Annotated in this window: 18 protein-coding genes; 5 read left to right on the forward strand and 13 right to left on the reverse strand. The window is 35.7% G+C overall.

Annotated features, from left to right (window positions below; all coding sequences use genetic code 11):
- Positions 1-70 precede the first annotated feature (70 nt).
- The 4 genes from tuf to rpsO all read right to left on the reverse strand — a co-directional run bounded on the left by tuf (position 71) and on the right by rpsO (position 4,488).
- Positions 71-1,261 carry an elongation factor Tu gene (gene tuf / locus CP357_RS03955; RefSeq protein WP_025005019.1) on the reverse strand — a complete coding sequence of 397 codons (1,191 nt, stop codon included), beginning with the start codon at positions 1,259-1,261 and terminating at the stop codon, positions 71-73.
- 189 nt (positions 1,262-1,450) lie between these two features.
- Positions 1,451-2,284 (reverse strand): tetratricopeptide repeat protein, encoded by an 834-nt coding sequence (locus CP357_RS03960; protein ID WP_098036591.1) that lies wholly within the window; start codon positions 2,282-2,284, stop codon positions 1,451-1,453.
- 2 nt (positions 2,285-2,286) lie between these two features.
- Positions 2,287-4,059, reverse strand: coding sequence for a ribonuclease J (locus tag CP357_RS03965; protein WP_098036592.1), 1,773 nt, complete (start codon positions 4,057-4,059; stop codon positions 2,287-2,289).
- Between the two features lie 159 nt (positions 4,060-4,218).
- Positions 4,219-4,488: a 30S ribosomal protein S15 gene (gene rpsO / locus CP357_RS03970; protein WP_003628079.1), complete on the reverse strand. Its 270-nt coding sequence runs from the start codon at positions 4,486-4,488 to the stop codon at positions 4,219-4,221.
- Positions 4,489-4,684: 196 nt separating this feature from the next.
- On the opposite strand from rpsO, the gene rpsT reads away from it, so the two are divergent.
- Complete coding sequence (rpsT, locus tag CP357_RS03975) at positions 4,685-4,942, forward strand: 30S ribosomal protein S20 (RefSeq protein WP_014919008.1); 258 nt, start codon at positions 4,685-4,687, stop codon at positions 4,940-4,942.
- Positions 4,943-5,002: 60 nt separating this feature from the next.
- Here rpsT and holA read toward each other — a convergent pair whose 3' ends face one another.
- The 9 genes from holA to typA form a co-directional block, all read right to left on the reverse strand.
- Entirely contained in the window at positions 5,003-5,989 is a 987-nt protein-coding gene (gene holA, locus CP357_RS03980; protein ID WP_087175808.1) for a DNA polymerase III subunit delta, read from the reverse strand.
- Positions 5,986-8,274: a DNA internalization-related competence protein ComEC/Rec2 gene (locus tag CP357_RS03985; protein WP_098036593.1), complete on the reverse strand. Its 2,289-nt coding sequence runs from the start codon at positions 8,272-8,274 to the stop codon at positions 5,986-5,988. Before CP357_RS03985 ends, holA begins: the two co-directional genes overlap by 4 nt.
- Positions 8,243-8,941 carry a helix-hairpin-helix domain-containing protein gene (locus CP357_RS03990; protein WP_098036594.1) on the reverse strand — a complete coding sequence of 233 codons (699 nt, stop codon included), beginning with the start codon at positions 8,939-8,941 and terminating at the stop codon, positions 8,243-8,245. The genes CP357_RS03985 and CP357_RS03990 overlap by 32 nt, the downstream gene beginning before the upstream one ends.
- A gap of 77 nt (positions 8,942-9,018) precedes the next feature.
- Positions 9,019-10,053, reverse strand: coding sequence for a SepM family pheromone-processing serine protease (locus CP357_RS03995; RefSeq protein WP_025005025.1), 1,035 nt, complete (start codon positions 10,051-10,053; stop codon positions 9,019-9,021).
- Positions 10,037-10,531 (reverse strand): pantetheine-phosphate adenylyltransferase, encoded by a 495-nt coding sequence (gene coaD, locus CP357_RS04000; protein ID WP_025005026.1) that lies wholly within the window; start codon positions 10,529-10,531, stop codon positions 10,037-10,039. Before coaD ends, CP357_RS03995 begins: the two co-directional genes overlap by 17 nt.
- A 2-nt stretch (positions 10,532-10,533) precedes the next feature.
- Positions 10,534-11,082: a 16S rRNA (guanine(966)-N(2))-methyltransferase RsmD gene (gene rsmD, locus CP357_RS04005; protein ID WP_025005027.1), complete on the reverse strand. Its 549-nt coding sequence runs from the start codon at positions 11,080-11,082 to the stop codon at positions 10,534-10,536.
- The gene (locus CP357_RS04010; protein ID WP_025005028.1) at positions 11,079-11,423 is read right to left on the reverse strand and encodes a YlbG family protein; all 345 of its coding nucleotides are present in this window, start codon (positions 11,421-11,423) and stop codon (positions 11,079-11,081) included. Before CP357_RS04010 ends, rsmD begins: the two co-directional genes overlap by 4 nt.
- Positions 11,420-12,601, reverse strand: coding sequence for an FtsW/RodA/SpoVE family cell cycle protein (locus CP357_RS04015; RefSeq protein ID WP_087175803.1), 1,182 nt, complete (start codon positions 12,599-12,601; stop codon positions 11,420-11,422). Before CP357_RS04015 ends, CP357_RS04010 begins: the two co-directional genes overlap by 4 nt.
- Before the next feature lie 95 nt (positions 12,602-12,696).
- Positions 12,697-14,544 (reverse strand): translational GTPase TypA, encoded by a 1,848-nt coding sequence (gene typA / locus CP357_RS04020; protein WP_025005030.1) that lies wholly within the window; start codon positions 14,542-14,544, stop codon positions 12,697-12,699.
- Between the two features lie 251 nt (positions 14,545-14,795).
- Between typA and def the strand changes: the two genes are divergently transcribed.
- The 4 genes from def to CP357_RS04045 form a co-directional block, all read left to right on the forward strand.
- Complete coding sequence (def, locus tag CP357_RS04025) at positions 14,796-15,350, forward strand: peptide deformylase (RefSeq protein ID WP_025005031.1); 555 nt, start codon at positions 14,796-14,798, stop codon at positions 15,348-15,350.
- A 344-nt stretch (positions 15,351-15,694) separates the two neighbouring features.
- Positions 15,695-15,916: a DNA-dependent RNA polymerase subunit epsilon gene (locus tag CP357_RS04035; RefSeq protein ID WP_025005032.1), complete on the forward strand. Its 222-nt coding sequence runs from the start codon at positions 15,695-15,697 to the stop codon at positions 15,914-15,916.
- A 6-nt stretch (positions 15,917-15,922) separates the two neighbouring features.
- Positions 15,923-17,602: a ribonuclease J1 gene (gene rnjA / locus CP357_RS04040; RefSeq protein WP_098036595.1), complete on the forward strand. Its 1,680-nt coding sequence runs from the start codon at positions 15,923-15,925 to the stop codon at positions 17,600-17,602.
- A gap of 170 nt (positions 17,603-17,772) precedes the next feature.
- Positions 17,773-18,020: helix-turn-helix domain-containing protein (locus tag CP357_RS04045; RefSeq protein ID WP_143468445.1), on the forward strand; the 248-nt coding region annotated here is incomplete at its 3' end.

Below are 18,020 nucleotides of genomic sequence, written 5' to 3' on the forward strand. Positions count from 1 at the left end.
AAAACAAATCTAAAAGAAAAAAGATGCGCTCCTGTGAAGAAGTGCATCTTTTTTGCTATATCGTTAGAAATTAGTCAAGGATTTCAGTAACCTGACCGGCACCAACGGTACGACCACCTTCACGGATGGTGAACTTAGTACCCTTTTCGATGGCAGCTGGCTTAATCAAAGTAACAGTGAATTCAGTGTTATCACCAGGCATAACCATTTCAGTACCTTCTGGCAATTCAATTTCACCAGTAATATCAGTGGTGTGGAAGTAGAATTGTGGACGGTAGTCTGAGAAGAATGGAGTGTGACGTCCACCTTCTTCTTTCTTCAAGACATAAACTTGAGCCTTGAATTCCTTGTGGGTTTGGATTGAGCCTGGAGCAGCCAATACTTGACCACGAACAACTTGGTCACGGTCAATACCACGAAGCAATACACCAACGTTATCGCCGGCTTCACCTAAGTCCAAAGTCTTGTGGAACATTTCCAAACCAGTAACAACTGACTTAAGAACCTTGTCTACCAAACCAACGATTTCGACTTCATCGCCGACCTTAACAGTACCACGGTCGATACGACCTGAAGCAACAGTACCACGACCAGTGATAGTGAATACGTCTTCAACTGGCATTAAGAATGGCTTGTCAGTTTGACGTTCTGGAGTTGGGATGTATTCATCAACGACGTCCATCAACTTAAGAATTTGTTCTTGAGCTTCCTTGTCGCCTTGTAAAGCCTTCAAAGCTGAACCACGAACAACTGGAATATCGTCACCAGGATAATCGTATTCAGTTAACAAGTCACGAACTTCCATTTCAACCAAGTCGATCAATTCTGGGTCGTCAACCAAATCGCACTTGTTTAAGAATACTACGATGTAGTTAACACCAACTTGACGAGCAAGCAAAATGTGTTCACGAGTTTGTGGCATAGGACCATCAGTTGCAGCAACAACTAAGATAGCACCATCCATTTGTGCAGCACCGGTAATCATGTTCTTGATGTAGTCGGCGTGGCCTGGAGCGTCCATGTGAGCGTAGTGACGATTTTCAGTTTCGTATTCTACGTGGGCGGTGTTAATAGTGATACCACGTTCCTTTTCTTCTGGTGCAGCATCGATTTGTGAGTAATCTTCAGCCTTAGCCAAACCCTTGTCAGCTAAAACAGTAGTAATAGCCGCAGTTAAAGTGGTCTTACCGTGGTCAACGTGACCGATAGTACCAATGTTTACGTGTGGCTTAGTTCTAACGTAATGTTCTTTTTCTGCCATTAAAATGACCCTCCTGTAAATTTGCAAGAAGTCCGTTGAGATAAGTTAACGGATAATTCTCTGTTGAATATTGTACTACTTTCTTCGGCAATTGCCTAGTAAAAAAGCTTAAGCTAAATTGCCTAACGAAAATATCCTTTGCTAATTATACTAAATACTTTGAAAATGTAAACCTTTTTTACCTATTTTTTAATTTGTAAATTTTCGATAAATTTTTTCAAATAAATCTTGATGAGTTCTGCCATTTCTTTGTTGCAAATAAGCTACCAAATCGCTAGCAAAACTATCAGGTTCATCTACATAATCATCTAGCTTAGGGTACAAACTACCTAATACTAAATTGGTTTCACCAATCATAAGCGGTAATTGACTAGGATTATGACTAAATTTAGCCCCAATAGCTGAAATTATCTCTTTGTATTTAGGGGCTTTTTCTAAAAGCAAAGTATCTGCAGGAATAAATTCGGTTAAATCATCCAGAACCCACACTTTAAATTTATCTTTCAACTTTAGTCTAATAAGATCTTCACAAAGAGATAAGCGCACAGCGAATTCTGAAATAGGTTCTAATAAAATACTTTGAGCAAAAGTTGTAAAATTAACCAAATTTAATTTATGCAAGCTTTCATAATCCATTTGGTTAACCTGCTTTTTTGCCTTAAAAGACTGCATAATTTGCTGTTGCTTTTCTTCAGAAACAGGCTGCACCTTAAAAGGTAATTCTAACCCTGTAATTTCTTTTAACTGTAAAGCTTCTATTAAAAAGTTATTTTCCTTTAAAACTTTACAATACATCCGATATACTTGCTTATTAGAAAAAAGATCAGGCTCTTCTTTAATTAAAGCATAGGCCTGATCTTCTTGTTTATTTGCACAATAGAGATCACAAAGCTCCAAGATCACATCTAATGAATGCTCTCCTCGCAATGCTTCTTCTAAATTTTGAATTGCCGCAGCAAGATCTCCCCTGTGCTTATTTTCTTCAGCAAGTTTCAATAAATTCTTTTGACTTACTGATGTCATAATTATTCTTTCTTTTCTTTATTATTTCTTGTTTTATTGTTTGATGAATGTGATTTGTTATTTTCTTGCTTTTTCTCATTACGCTTTTGCATAGCACGATGACGGTTTTGGTTTACTTCCATCACAACTGGCAAAATAACGGGACGACGATTTGTTTTCTTATATAAGAATTTCTCCAAATCGCTGCGAATATCTTGCTTTAATTCTGTCCAATCAAACTTCTTGTGCTCGAAGTTGCTGTTAATTGCCTTTTTAATCACATCAATTGAATCATTCATCAACTGTCTATTGGCTTTAATGTAGACAAATCCACGGCTAGTTACTTTAGGTTCTGCGATAATCTTTTTCTTTTTACGATCAATTGTAACTACAGCAATGAAAATACCATCATCAGAAAGCACTTCTCGATCGCGCAAAACAATGTTACCTACATCACCAACACCTGAGCCATCGATCATAGTGTCTTCACCAGGGACAGGATCAGATAAGTAGAAGCGTTTCTTCTTAAAGTCGTAGTCTAAGCAATCACCATTTTTAGTAATATAGATATTCTTAGGACTCATACCAGTCTTAATAGCCAAGCTACGAACAATTTCTAATAATCTATACTCACCAATAACTGGGATTAAGAACTTAGGCTTTAAAGTATCAATCAATAATTGAATATCACGACCGGTTGCATGCCCACTAGTATGCATGTTGCGGCCCAATTGAATAACTGTTCCGCCTGCTTTATAGACAAGGTCACTGGTTTCAGCCACCATAGTTTCAACGGCATGAGATGGAGTTGTAGAAATAAAGACTAAATCACCATCATGAATAGTAATCATACTATGGCGATTCTTAGCCATTTTTTGTAATGAGTTAAGTGGTTCACCCATTCGACCAGTTTCCAAAATAACTGTTTGATTATCTGGCACGGTCTTTAAATCCTTAACTCGCATTAAAAGGCCATCTGGCACATCTAAATAGCCTAATTTCATTGAAGTTCTAACAATTTTAGCCAAATCACGACCAGTTAAAAGTACTCTCTTTCCAGTAGCTTTAGCTGCGTTTAAAACTTCTTGCACGCGATTCAAATTAGATGCCTTAGCTGCAACGATAATTCGACCAGTTGCATTTCTAAAAACATTAGTTACAAAGTTACCAATATCTTGTTCTGAAACATTAGGATATGAAGCTTCCGCATTTGATGAATCACTTAAAAGAGCAAGAACTCCTTTTTGTTCAATTTTAGCTAAGCGATCCATATCAGTCCGGTAGTTGTCGGCAGCAGTTGGATCAAACTTGAAATCACCAGTATAAACGATCTCACCTGCTGGAGTATGAACATCAATACCTAATGAATCAGGAATTGAGTGGGTAGTATGGAAGAATGAGATACTTGCATTCTTAAAATCGATTTCGGTATCTGCATCAATTACGTGGAATAAACTATTTTTGCGATGCTTATTTTCACGTTGAACTTCTATCTTGGCAAGTTCAATACTTAATTGAGAACCAAATACTGGAATATCATACTTACGCAAAATATATGGCAATGCACCAATTGAATCAGCATGCCCGTGCGTTAAAAAGATTCCTGCTACTCGGTCTCCATATTGTTCAAAGAAATCAAGATCAGGAATTACTACATCGATACCGAATAAAGAACTATCAGGATACTTCAGTCCGGCATCAAGAACAAAAATTTCATCATTAACCTGAACGGCAAACATGTCTTTACCCTGTTCACGTACACCGCTCAAGACCATAATCTTTAGTTGATTAGCCATTATATTTCCTTTTCTATATTAAAATTTTTAATTTTTTATGGATCTAAAAGATCACAACGTAAAAATATCTGTTTCAATTTTAGCATAAAGGAGGAAAATATGACAGATACAAAAAAAGCCAACCCTATGGTTGACTTTTCTTTCGTTATGATTAAGAAATTAACGACGAAGACCTAGCTTCTTGATCAATTCACGGTAACGGTTAATGTCGTTGTTTTCTAAGTAACGAAGCAAGTTACGACGGTGACCGATCTTCTTAAGCAAACCAACGTATGAGTGGTGGTCGTGCTTGTGGCTCTTCATGTGGTCAGTCAAGTTGTTGATATCTGCAGTTAAAAGAGCAACTTGAACTTCTACAGAACCAGTGTCGCCTTCGTGAGTTGCGTATTCTTTAATAATGTTGTCTTTTTCAGTTTTTGAAATTGCCATAAAAATTTCACCTTTCATAAATAATTGCCATTAACAACGTTTACCGTCGGTGTGAGCGGGTAAACAGCGTTAACGGTTCACTCGAACTATATTACACAATATTTTTTAAAAAAGCAAGTTCAAATTATCTTGCATCCCAAGTGGTTCTTAAGTATAATGGATGAAGTAAATTTCTAAATCATTGGAGGTGAATTTCATGCCACAAATCAAATCAGCTATCAAACGTGTTAAGACGCAAAACGCTACTAACAAACGCAACGCTTCTGAATTGAGCAAGTTAAGAACTGCTGTTAAGAAGTTCAAGAACGCTGTTGAAAGTGATAGTAAAGAAGACGTCTCCAAATTGCATTTAGAAGCTGTTCGCGCTTTGGACAAGGCTGCTTCAAAGGGCTTAATCCACAAGAACAAGGCTGCTCGTGACAAGAGTCGTTTAACTAAATTAGCAAACAAGTAATTTTACTTATTACTAATCAAAAAGAGAGAAGAAATTTGATTTCTTCTCTCTTTTTTTGCTTTAAACAGATAATACAAACAACTTTAAGAAATTGTCTTCATGATATGTTCCATTTTTGTAATTAAACTCCAGTTGAATTGCTTTTTGCAATAACTGCTCTAATTTAGACACATTTAACTTATTTTTTAAAGCCAATTTTACTCTATAGGGATGGACGCCGAGTTCTTTCACAATTTGTACTTCGCTTCTACCCCTTTTAGCTAGAATTTTTACCACTAATATTAATTCTAATTGGTTTTCAAAAACTGCTAGCAGTTGAATCGGATTTGTACCTTCTCTTAATTGATTATCAAGACGCTCTATGGCTTCTTGATAATTTTTATTTAATGCGGCCTCTAAAATAGCAAAAATATTTTGCGCTAATGATAAATCCACGTTCTGCATAACGGATTTTTCAGTGATCTTATTATCACTAGCTGCCATCTTTAATTTCTGATAATTACTTAAAATAGTATCAATAACTTGATCGCTGCGTTCAATTAATAGTTGCAAAGCAGATTGCGTAATAGTATATCCTTCAGCTTTAATAAGCGATTTTACTACTGCCCCTACTTCATAAGAACGAATAGTTGGCTCAACCACATTAAACTGCTTTAAGACCGTCTTAGTCAGCTTTTTACGACGATCAAGTTTATCATATGAAGCAACAATTACCACTACATCTTCTAATTCATTTAGATTATCAAAAATTTTCTGTAAATCATCCATCTGTTTCTTTAGCTTTTTTGGTACCTTTGCCGTTAAGAAAAATGGATTCTTTATAAGGATTAATTTATTTTCACTAAATAAACTTGATTCTGTCAAACTAGCAATTAATTCATCCAAACCATCATTTTCACAATCTACACTGACATGCTCTAAGTCCTTAAATTGATCTTCTTTAATATATGAATTAGCTAGATAATCATTAAGAAAATCATCTCCACCCCAAATCAAAGTATGGGGGTTATTATTATTCGTATTTTTAAATAAAGAAAGTAAGGTCATTTTTTACCCCGCTTCAAAAAGTAATTAAATTCTGATTTTTGCATTCCACCATAATACCAGCTAATCATACCACAGTCTTGGGTTGAAACCCATGGTATCTGTTGTTCACTAAGCGTGGTTAGCGTCTCTTGATGTGGGTGACCAAAACGGTTCTTTCGTCCTGCTGAAATAAAAACTTTTTGCGGATGAATCACTCGTAGAAAATCCGGATTGGATGAAGTTTTACTGCCATGATGTCCCAATTTGAAATAATCAACAGATAAATTGGATTTCTGCATAATCTCTTTTTCTCCTTCCTGGCCTAAATCTCCTGTAAAAAGCCAATTCTTATTGGCGACTCTAAAGAATAAACTCAAAGAATCCTCATTCTTTCCTTCTCCAGGTTGGTACGGATAAACCACATTAAACGTAATTTTAGGATCTTTTACTTGCATCCCTGCCAGTAGTTCAACTAATTTAGTATGTTTAATTCGACCATTTAATCTTTTTTGAAAAGAAGGATTATTAATCAAACCTTTAGCCATAAAAATTCTTTTCACATGAACTTGCTCAAGTAGCGGCCCTAAATCACCAACATGGTCTGCATCCTGATGCGAAACAAATACTCCATCAAGTGTACTAATCCCCAAACTTTTTAGAAAAGGAATAGTAATACGATTGACTTGGGGTGTTACTTTTTTACCCGAAAAATTCAGCTTTCCCCCTGTGTCAATCATATATGCCTTGCGCGGAAACGGAGTAGTAATCAAAATACTATCTCCTTGTCCTACATCAATGAAGGTTACTTGTCCTCGCAACGGAAAATGTATCATGCCGAAAAATATTAGATAAGTGCTAATTAAAACCATGCTTAATTCTTTTTTATTAAATTTCCATTCCGGACGTTCTCTTAAAGCAATTATCAGCAACATTGTTATCAATATTAAAATTAAACACTGCCACCAATTTATTTTGCCAAATGTTAATAACCCTAATTGGGTATTAGATAAACTACCAATTGCTTTTTCACCCAATTCCAAAATCTGTTCAAATAATGGAGCCAATTTTTTAGTAAAGCTAAATAATACGATATTGATAAACGTTACAGGCATAACACCCCAATTAAAATAAGGGACCACCATCAAATTAAATAAAACAGTCAGGAAATTAACCTGGTAAAAATAAAACAGTAATAATGGCGTTAATAGCACATTCAATAAAATCGATTGTTGCATTTTGCCAAATTTATTTGTCAGCTGTAAGCCTAAAGCCAACAAATAACTCAAAATTGCTCCAGCTATCATAAACAGACGTGGCACAATCATAATATGCAAAATGCAAGCTAAGCCCAATATATCAATTGCCGCTACTCGATATCCTTTGAATTTGCAAATTTTACCTAGAAAGTACGTTAAGCTGGCTCTAACAAATCCTGCTTGCCCATAGCTTAAAAAGATGCCCAACAATAGCACTGCGCAACAACAAATAAATGCTTCTTCATCTGTCATTTTTAAGTAAAAACAGATTGTACTAATTATTAAGACGTATAATCCAACGTGCAAACCAGAAATGCTTAATAAGTGAATAACTCCCAAATCACGATAATTATTCAGAATTTCTTGATTTTCTTGCGCATTATTTTCACCTAAAAGTAATTCACTGGCAAAAAAGCCTAATAATTGTGGCATTTTTTGAAAATAATTTTGCAAATTAAAGCGCAATTTATGCAAACCAGTAATTACGTCATTTGATTTGACAGCCTTCATCTCGCAGCTAAAATATTTTATCTTTTGAGTGATTCCTTTTGCCGCGTAATAAGTTTGATAATCAAATTCGCCAATATTAGTTGCAGGTTCAATAATTCCGCATTCACCTTTAATCTGGCTAACTATCAATGGCAGTCCTTGCTTTAAATTATTTTCTTGTTCAGTTGGTACTTTGCCACTTATTAAGATTTTCCCCTGCTTAAAATGACCTACGCCCGTTAAATAATTATCTTTAACACGAACTTGATCGGGATAAATCTGTATTTGACTTTGCTCAGATAATTCAAAATGCACTTCTTTTTTATTCAAAATAATCGAACCAATAAATAGAGTGACTAGTACTAAAACCAATTTCAAGCTAGCAGCATATTTTTTTAACAATAAAAAAGAAAAATAACCAGCAGCAGAAATGCAAACTATTTTTTGACTGAATGAGTCACAAATAAATGCTAAAAAAGAGATTGCAATCAATAATAAAGCTGTTAATAAATAAAATCCAACATCATTTTTAAACAGTGAGTTGATCCTTGAGACTGGCAAAAGTCTTCTCTCCTATTCCTGATACCTGCATTAAATCCTCCACTTTTTTAAATGAGCCATTTTGTTCACGGTAAGCAATAATTTGCTCTGCTTTCTTTTCTCCTATTCCCGTTAATTTCTGTAAGCCAGCTACATCTGCTGTATTTAAATTAACCTTTTCTCCACTTCCTTGATTTTCAGAGGAGCTATTAGCAGCCGCTGAAGCTGAATTATTGCCCGTACCAGCAGTTAATGCACTATCTACTTTTTCGCCTTTATACGGAATATGAATCTTGTCTTGATCCTTTAATAAAATAGCCCGATTAATCGCCTTTAATTGCGCTTTATCCGTAGTTCCACCAGCGGCTTCAATTAACTCTTGCAATCTAGCCCCATTTTTTAACGTATAAACTCCCTGATGCTTAACGGCACCTGAAATATCGCAAGTTACTGTTTTAGACTCAGAAGAAGCAACATTAGACGCGCTGCTTGCTGAACTAGCATTAGCCGCAGAATTATTATTTGAGCTCATATTACTGGACTGACTTACTTTCTGATTATTATCAAATGAAGGCTCCTCTGCCCCATCTCCTTTTTTAAGCCATAGTCCACCTAGTAGCAACACAACCGCTACAATGAAATATAATTTCTTTTCCAACACAAATTCTTTAATTTTTTCAAAATCCATAAAATTTCACCTCTACTATTTAATACGCAAAAAAAGCCCAGAATTTTTTCTGGACTTTAATTTTTTTGCAAAAATTTTTAGTAATGTGATTTCAAATAGTTCAGAGCATCATCAAAAGTATCTACTGGAACTATTTTCATCTTTGTATGGATTTTTTTAGCGGTTCTTTTAGCTACAGCATAATTAGTTTCACTCTTTTTCACGCTTGATGAATCAGTTGGGGCAAAGAAGACTTCTGCTCCTTCTCGGCTGGCTGCTACTACCTTTTTATCGACCCCACCGATAATGCCGACCTTACCTGTTGGTGAAATTGTGCCTGTACCGGCAATTTTATGTCCATGACTAAGATTTTGCTTGCTGAATACTTCGTAACTTTCCAAAGTAAACATTAAACCAGCAGATGGACCACCGATTTCGCCAGCATTAATTGCTAGTTTAGGCTTAGTTTTAACTTCAACATGTTCAACTAGCTGAATACCAATTCCCGGTTTATTGGTTCCCTTAACTTTAACAACTTTACCGCTGATCTTCTTCGTTTGTTTTTCTCTTAAAACTGAAATAGTTATTTTGGAACCAATTTTTTGCTTACGTAAATATGTCATCATTTCTTCTGTTGAATGAAAACGATGACCATTTGCACCTAAAACAGTATCTCCGATTCTGAGTTTATGCTTAAAGCTAGAATTCTTTTGAACTTCCATTACATAAACGCCTAAATACTGCAAACTATGCTTTTTACCGGCCTTTTTAGCTGCATAATAAATCGCATTTTGTTGACTAGTTTCCATATACCAATCTTGCAACTCATTATATTGCACACTAGTCTGACCACCGAGTAATTCCTTGCTAGGAACTCGTTCATCATACGGCTTAGTGTAACTCCACAAGTATTGCAAAATAGATGCCGGCCGACTAGTTACGCTAACGGTGACTAAGTAAAAATTATCCGGCTTTTTATTTTTGGATTTAATAAACTGACTCACCGGAACCGCTTCACCCGGAGATTCAATAAAATAATCCGTTGGCCAAAATATTAATATACCAACAACTAAAATAGCAATAAGTGCAAGCAGCCAATTTCGTAATTGATGCTTCTTATTCTGCGTATTCATTGTTTAATTTCTTTCTTAAAGCCTTAGCAGCTTTTTCAGGTAAAAATTGACTAACGTCTTTGTCAAATCTAGCCAATTCCTTGATCATGCTGGAAGCTACAAACGAATTTTCTGGACTGCTAAACAATAAAACTGTGTTAATATCCGGAGCCAAGCGTTTATTAATTCCCGCAATTTCTTGTTCATATCGAAAATCAGCACTATTACGGACTCCACGTACTATTGCCTTAGCTTTTAATTCATGAGCCAAATCAACTGTAATCTCATCTGGCTTTTCTAAAACTTCGATGTTAGCAATATCTTTTAATGCATCCCTCGCAAAATCAGCTCTTTCTGCTGGAGAAAACAGATAATGCTTAGAAGTATTAGTCATTGCTACTAAATAAACTTTTTCAAAAATTTGAGCTGCTTTTTTTGCCGTTTCAATATGTCCATTTGTGATAGGATCAAAACTCCCTGGAAAAAGTGCAATAGTCATTTCTAATCCTTTCGATAAATTCTCACAATCGTTTTACCCAAATGGTGTTCCTTAATTAAGGAAAAACCACTGATATCACCCAATTCAGTGTGATCATCAGTCTCCGCTACCACAGTTGCATTTGCATTCAACAATCCCAACTTATCCATTTGCAACATATCTTTAGCAATTTTTTCTTTAGCATATGGTGGATCCAAAAATACTAAATCAAATTTCTCTTGATTTTCTGCAAACAATTTTAATGCAGCATTGCTGCGCATATTATAAACGCTAAAACGATTTTCTTCTTTAGTTAAAGCTACATTCTTTTTAATAATAGAACAGGCGGCATGATTTATATCCACCAAACTGGCATGGTCGTATCCTCTTGACACGGATTCTATTCCTAAAGCACCGCTACCAGCATATAAATCTAAAACATTACCACCATTAAAAAATTGTCCTAATGAGTTAAAAAGCGATTCTTTAACTTTATCACTAGTAGGCCGAGTTTTATTGCTTTTTAAAGTAAATAAATTTCTTTTAGCATATTTTCCTGAAATGATTCTCATTGCATTTGATCCTCATTCTTTTCTTGTTCAAGTTGTAACTTTTTCTCCGCTTCTTTAGCCATTTCAACCAACTGTCCCTCAATATGTTGGCTATCTAAATTGACTTTTTCTTCTGGAGAAATTTCTACGTGATTTACAAAATCTAATTGTGCTATTTCATTTTTTAACTCTTTAGCTTCTTTGCGATTCACATACAGAACACAGTATTTCATATTCTTAGAGAAATAAACGATGTCACCATAATGACGCAGTTTGTATTGATCACTAACAGATCTTAGATAAATAATTAGTGCTACTCGTTTGGTTAAACGAGTATTTTCTATCTCTTGATTGATACTCACGCTATTGTTTCATCCTTTTCTTTGAGCATTTTTTCATTAGCAGATACATTTAAAACTAGCCCAATTGCGGCCGTTAAGACAATCATAGAAGAACCACCATAAGAAATAAATGGTAAAGTTACCCCGGTAATTGGTAATAATCCCAATACAGCTCCGATATTAAAAAATGCTTCAGTAAAAATAATCGTGGCAACGCCAAAACAAATTAGAGCATCAAATTGAGAAACAGCATGAATTCCCACATTCATGATTTCCAGCATTAAGTAAAATAATAAGCCAACTAACAAAATAGTTAAAATTACTCCAACTTCTTCAGCTGTAATTGACAAAATAAAATCAGTATATGGCTCTGGCAAATAGCCTCTTTTTTGCATACTATTGCCTAGCCCTACTCCTAATACGCCACCATTATGAATGGCATAGTACGAGTTAACTAACTGAGCTCCACCTTTTCTTTCTAATTCAAAGGGATGCAAAAACGACATTAATCGTTGAAATTGGTAACTCTTTTGCAAAAACTCAGGATTCCAAATAATGATTATAAGAACCACCAAGCCAATAACAAGTGCTATACCGATTAGCCAAGTTAAAGCTAATCTAGCTGGTATACCGGATACTGAAAACATTACTAGAGTAATCATAAACAGAATTGCAGTACCACCTAAGTCTGGCTCAACAATAACTAAGCACATTAAAAATGCAGCTAAAATAGCAGGGTGTGATAAATTATCCTTAATCTTACCTTTAACCAATTTACCATCCCTATGGTCTAAAACATAAGCCAAGTAAATAACTAAAGCTAATTTAGTGACCTCTAGTGGCTGTAAATTAATAAAACCTAAATTAATCCAACCTACAGCACCATTAACCGCTGCCGAACTATGGAAGAAGCGCAAAAAGACTAACCATAACAGCATTAAAATACAAATAATTAAAAAGCCCGCCACAAATTTAGGACTTTTAAATACCTTTATTTTTAGTGCAAAAAATGGAATACCAAAAAATAAAAATGCTACTAAAGCATAAATCGCTTGTCTAATACCATAAACACTTGGCTTAAAACCATTAACTAATAAAATATCTGAACTTGCTGAATAGACCAAAACTATCCCCAGAACTACCAAAATTAGATATGGGATAAATATACGATAGTTAAGGTATCTTAATTTTCGACGCACGAGCGTTGCCCCTTTTATGAAATAATACTTTTTCATTATAAAACAAAAAGGCCACCACTTCTATTAAGTGATGACCTTTTTAAGGTTATCTAAAATTAACCATTAGCACGAGCACGCTTCTTATCAGCCTTTTGACGCTCTGAAGTATTCAAGATCTTCTTACGTAAACGAATTGATTCTGGAGTTACTTCACAGTATTCATCATCGTTCAAGAATTCAATAGCTTCCTCAAGAGTCAAAGTTCTAGGGGTCTTAATTGCAGCTGCGTGGTCCTTACCTGCAGCACGAGTGTTAGTTAAGTTCTTACCCTTAGTTACATTAACTGCAATATCACGTTCACGTGATGATTGACCAACAATCATACCTTCGTAAACTTCAACACCAGCACCAATGAATAATTCACCACGTTGCTCAACTGATTGAAGTGAGTAAGTAGTTGATTGACCTTGGTTAATTGATACCAAAGCACCATTACGACGGCCTGGGTTCCAGTTCTTAACAACTGGCTTGTATGCTTCAAAGGTGTGGTTCATGATACCGTACCCACCAGTTTGTGACATGAATTCATTGTTGTAACCAATCAAACCACGTGATGGAACTAAGAATTCAAGACGAGTTTGGCCGTTACCAGTTGATTCCATGTTCTTCATTTCACCTTTTCTTTGTGAAAGTGAATCGATAACTGAACCAACGTATTCATCTGGAGTATCAATTTGAACAGACTCGAATGGTTCACACATAGTACCATCAATTTCACGGTAAATAACCTTAGGACGTGAAAGTTGTAATTCGAAGCCTTCACGACGAAGTTCTTCAACCAAGATTGAAAGGTGAAGTTCACCACGACCAGAAACAGTCCATGCGTTTAATTGATCAGTAGGTTCAACCTTTAATGAAACATCAGTACGAGTTTGACGGATCAAACGATCTTCAAGCTTCTTAGGAGTTACTTGGTCACCTTCACGACCTGCAAATGGTGAGTCGTTAGCAACAAAGTCCATTTGAAGGGTTGGTGGATCAATCTTAAGAAGTGGCAATGCTTCTGGATGTTCTGCTGAAGCAATTGTTTCACCAACGTAAATATCATTAATACCACTAATAGCAATGATATCGCCGGCCTTAGCTTCTTTAATTTCGTTACGCTTCAAACCGAAGTAACCAAATAATTTAGTAACACGGAAGTTTTGAGTAGAGCCATCACGCTTCATAACAGTGATGTTGTCTCCAACTTTAACCTTACCGCGGTAAATTCTACCAACACCAATACGGCCAACGTAGTCATCCCAGTCAAGCATTGTGATTTGAAATTGTAAAGGCTCATCTGAATTGTCGATTGGAGCAGGAATATTCTTAATAATGGTATCAAAGATAGGATCCATAGTTTCTTTTTGAGTACTTGGATCTGCATCATATGATGAAGTACCATTCAATGCTGATGCGTAAACAACTGGGAAGTCAAGCTGTTCATCGTTAGCACCTAATTCGATGAAGAGTTCAAGCACATCATCCAAAACCTTCTTAGGACGAGCACCTGGACGATCAATCTTGTTCAAAACAACAATTGGCTTTACACCGGCTTCCAAAGCCTTCTTCAAAACAAAACGAGTCTGTGGCATTGGACCTTCATAAGCATCAACCAAAAGTAATGCTCCGTCTACCATGTGCATAACACGTTCAACTTCCCCACCAAAGTCGGCGTGACCTGGTGTATCCAAGATGTTGATAGTAGTATCCTTGTATCGAACAGCAGTATTCTTAGATAAAATAGTAATACCACGTTCACGTTCAATAGCGTTTGAGTCCATAGCACGATCTTCCAGATTCATATGTTCTGGTAAAGTATCAGATTGCTTCAATAATTGGTTAACCAAAGTAGTTTTACCGTGGTCAACGTGGGCAATGATAGCAATATTTCTAAGATCGTCTCTTCTTTTTTCTGACAAAAGTATTCCTCCCCACTCTTCAATAAAAAAACTGTGACTCTGTCACAGTTTCGGTAACGCAGTAGCGCCTTATCGAAGTGCTTCTATTTTTGATCTGTATAGTTACGTTAGTGAATTTTACCACCTAACTGCACGCGGGTCAACGCTTAACAATAAGTTAACTTTTAATTGTTTTCATCTAAAATCAAGCAAAATCGCTTAAAATATGGTAAAAATATATTAGATAAGTTTTTTAAAAAGGAGTAATTATTTTGATCTTAATGAAAGATATCGTGCGTGACGGCGATCCCGTTTTACGCCAAGTTGCTAAGCCTTTAACTTTTCCGCTTAGCGACCACTACAAGCAATTAGCAGAAGATATGATGGAATATTTAGTTAATTCACAAGATCCAAAGATCGCTGAAAAACATCAACTTAGAGCAGGTGTTGGATTAGCTGCTCCACAAGTTGGCGAAGGCGTTCAAATGGCTGCGCTTTTAGTTCCTGATGATAAAGGTGAAATCATCTTTAAGGAAGTTTACGTTAACCCAGAAATAGTTTCTGAATCCGTACGTCAAGCTTGCCTTAGCGAAGGTGAAGGTTGCCTTAGCGTTGACAAAGTAATTAATGGTTACGTACCACGTCCAGACAAGTTAACTATTCATTACTACACTGTTGATGGAGAAGAAAAAACTATTCGCTTGAAAGATTATCCAGCTATTGTATCTTCTCATGAAATCGATCACCTTAATGGTCATCTTTTCTATGACAGAATTAATAAAAAAGATCCATTTGCACTTAAAGAAGATACTGTGGTTATTTCTTAATTGTTATTTAACCAAAAAAAGAGTCTGCATAAGCAGGCTCTTTTTATATAATAAAAAACCACTGGGTGACTGGACCAGTGGTTCATACATTGGGAATTAAGAAGATTGAAGAGACTTCTTATAGCGAGTAAATGAGTTTATTCATCATTCACTACAAATTCATAGTACAACTAATGTTATTTTACGTCAATAATTATCAAAAGAATTTCTTAATAATTTTCAAATGAATATAGATCTAAACATATTTATATACTTACCTTTACAAATATGATAAAATTTTTATTAGCTATAGAGTGATTTCACTCTAAATTGAACGTTTATACATTAATTAAGGAGAATCATTTATGATTTACAAAGTTTTGTATCAAAAAGACAAAATTGTCAACCCACGTAGAGAAACTACTCAAACTCTTTACATGGAAGCTGACAACATGGTCGAAGCAAGAAGTACGGTTGAGGACAACACCCCCTATAACATTGAACTCATCCAAGAATTAACAGGCAATTCTTTGGCTTACGAAAAAGAACACGCTGACTTTAAGTTAACTACGTTCGATAAGAAGTAATAAAGAGTGCGAATTAAAAATAATGAAGTAGCCGTTTATGCAATCGGGGGTTTGCATGAAATCGGTAAAAATATGTATTGTGTCCAGTATCAGGATGAAATTATCATCATGGACTGTGGTATTAAATTCCCCGAAGACAATTTATTAGGTATTAACTACGTTATTTCAGATTATTCATACCTAATCAAAAACCGTAAGAAGATTAAGGCTCTTGTAGTTAGTCACGGACATGAAGACCACATTGGTGGTATTCCATTTTTATTGGAAAAGATTCCTGAAATTCCTGTTTATGCAACTCCATTTGCCCTCTCATTAATCAGAGGCAAATTGGAAGAACATGGTATTTTGAAGACTACCGAACTGCATGAAGAACATGAAGATACGGTTTTAAAATTTAAGAAATTATCTGTTTCTTTCTTCAGAACCACGCACTCCATTCCTGATACTTTAGGAATTGCTGTTCATACACCGCTTGGTGCTGTTGTCTTTACCGGTGACTTTAAGTTTGACTTAACTCCTGTTATGAATCAACCTGCACCAGATTTCCAAAAAATGGCTCAATTAGGTAAAGAAGGTGTACTTGCCCTTCTTTCAGATTCTACTAACGCTGAAGTTAGTCAATTTACTAAATCTGAAAGATTCGTTGCACAGTCGCTTCATAATATTATTACTGGTATTCATGGGCGAATTATTTTCGCTACATTTGCCTCTAACCTTTATCGTGTTTCTACAGCTATACAAGCAGCTATCGATACAGGTAGAAAAGTTGCCATTTTTGGACGTAGTATGGAAAATGGTGTAGATAACGGAATCGATTTAGGATACTTAAATGTTCCAAAGGATTTAATTGTTGATGCAGAAGAGATTAACAAGCTGCCACCTGACAAAGTTATGATTCTATGTACTGGATCACAAGGTGAACCATTAGCAGCTCTTTCAAGAATTGCCAATGGTACTCACAGACAAATAACTTTACAGCCTGGCGATACAGTTATCTTCTCTTCTAACCCTATTCCAGGAAACACATTGAGCGTTAACCACTTAATTAACAAATTAATGGAAGGCGGCGCTAATGTCATTCATGGTCGTGTTAACAACGTCCACACTTCTGGTCACGGTGGTCAAGAAGAATTAAAGATGATGGTTCGCTTATCTAAGCCTAAGTACATGATTCCAGTTCACGGTGAGTACAGAATGCAGGTTATTCATACACAGTTAGCACAAGAAGCTGGTGTACCTGCTGAAAATACTTTCGTGTTGTCCAACGGTGAAGTTGTTTGTTTTGGGCCAAATGGAGCTAGAATTGCTGGTAGAATCCCTGCAGGCGATGTTTATGTTGATACTTCGGGTACTGCAGATGTTGGTAATGTTGTCGTACACGATCGTCAAATTCTTTCAGAAGAAGGTTTGGTTGTCGCTGTAGCAACTGTTGATTACAAACATAAACGTGTCTTAGCTGGTCCTGATATTCTCAGTCGTGGTTTCGTCTACATGCGTGAATCAACTGAACTGATTAACCAAGCACAAAAGCACGTCTACCACGTTCTTCGAAATGAAATGGCTAAATCAGACAAGCCTAAAGAAAGTGATATCAAGAAGGCAATTTCTGAAAATCTTTCTGATTTCCTTTACTCTAAGACTGAACGGCGACCAATGATTTTGCCAATTATTATTGAAAAGAAATAAAAAATTAGACTCCTTCGGGAGTCTTTTATTTTGAATATAAGATATATGAATAAAAAAATTAAAGTCGCCGATTGTAAAATCAAATTGAACACTTTAGAAAAATAAAAAGTCCATCTGGACCCGTTTGATAGAATGTAATTACCACAAAACATCTTGAAACGAGGTCACAAATGGACTCTTTACATTCTATCATGCCTAAGCACAAAAAAGGAAAACATTTGTCATTAGAAGAGCGAGTTATTATCCAAACTCGTATCAAAGATGGATTTTCTCTTAGAGCAATTGCTCGTGAGATTGGTTGTTCTCCTTCTACGATTAGCTATGAAATCAAACGTGGTACAGTTTTGCTTTATCACGGTAAACAAAAGCGGTACAAAGCAGAACGTGGAAATGAAGTTTATCAAGCTAACCGACGCCA

Source organism: Lactobacillus sp. UMNPBX6, assembly GCF_002553975.1.
In the GTDB taxonomy this organism is placed as follows: Bacteria; Bacillota; Bacilli; order Lactobacillales; family Lactobacillaceae; genus Lactobacillus; species Lactobacillus gallinarum.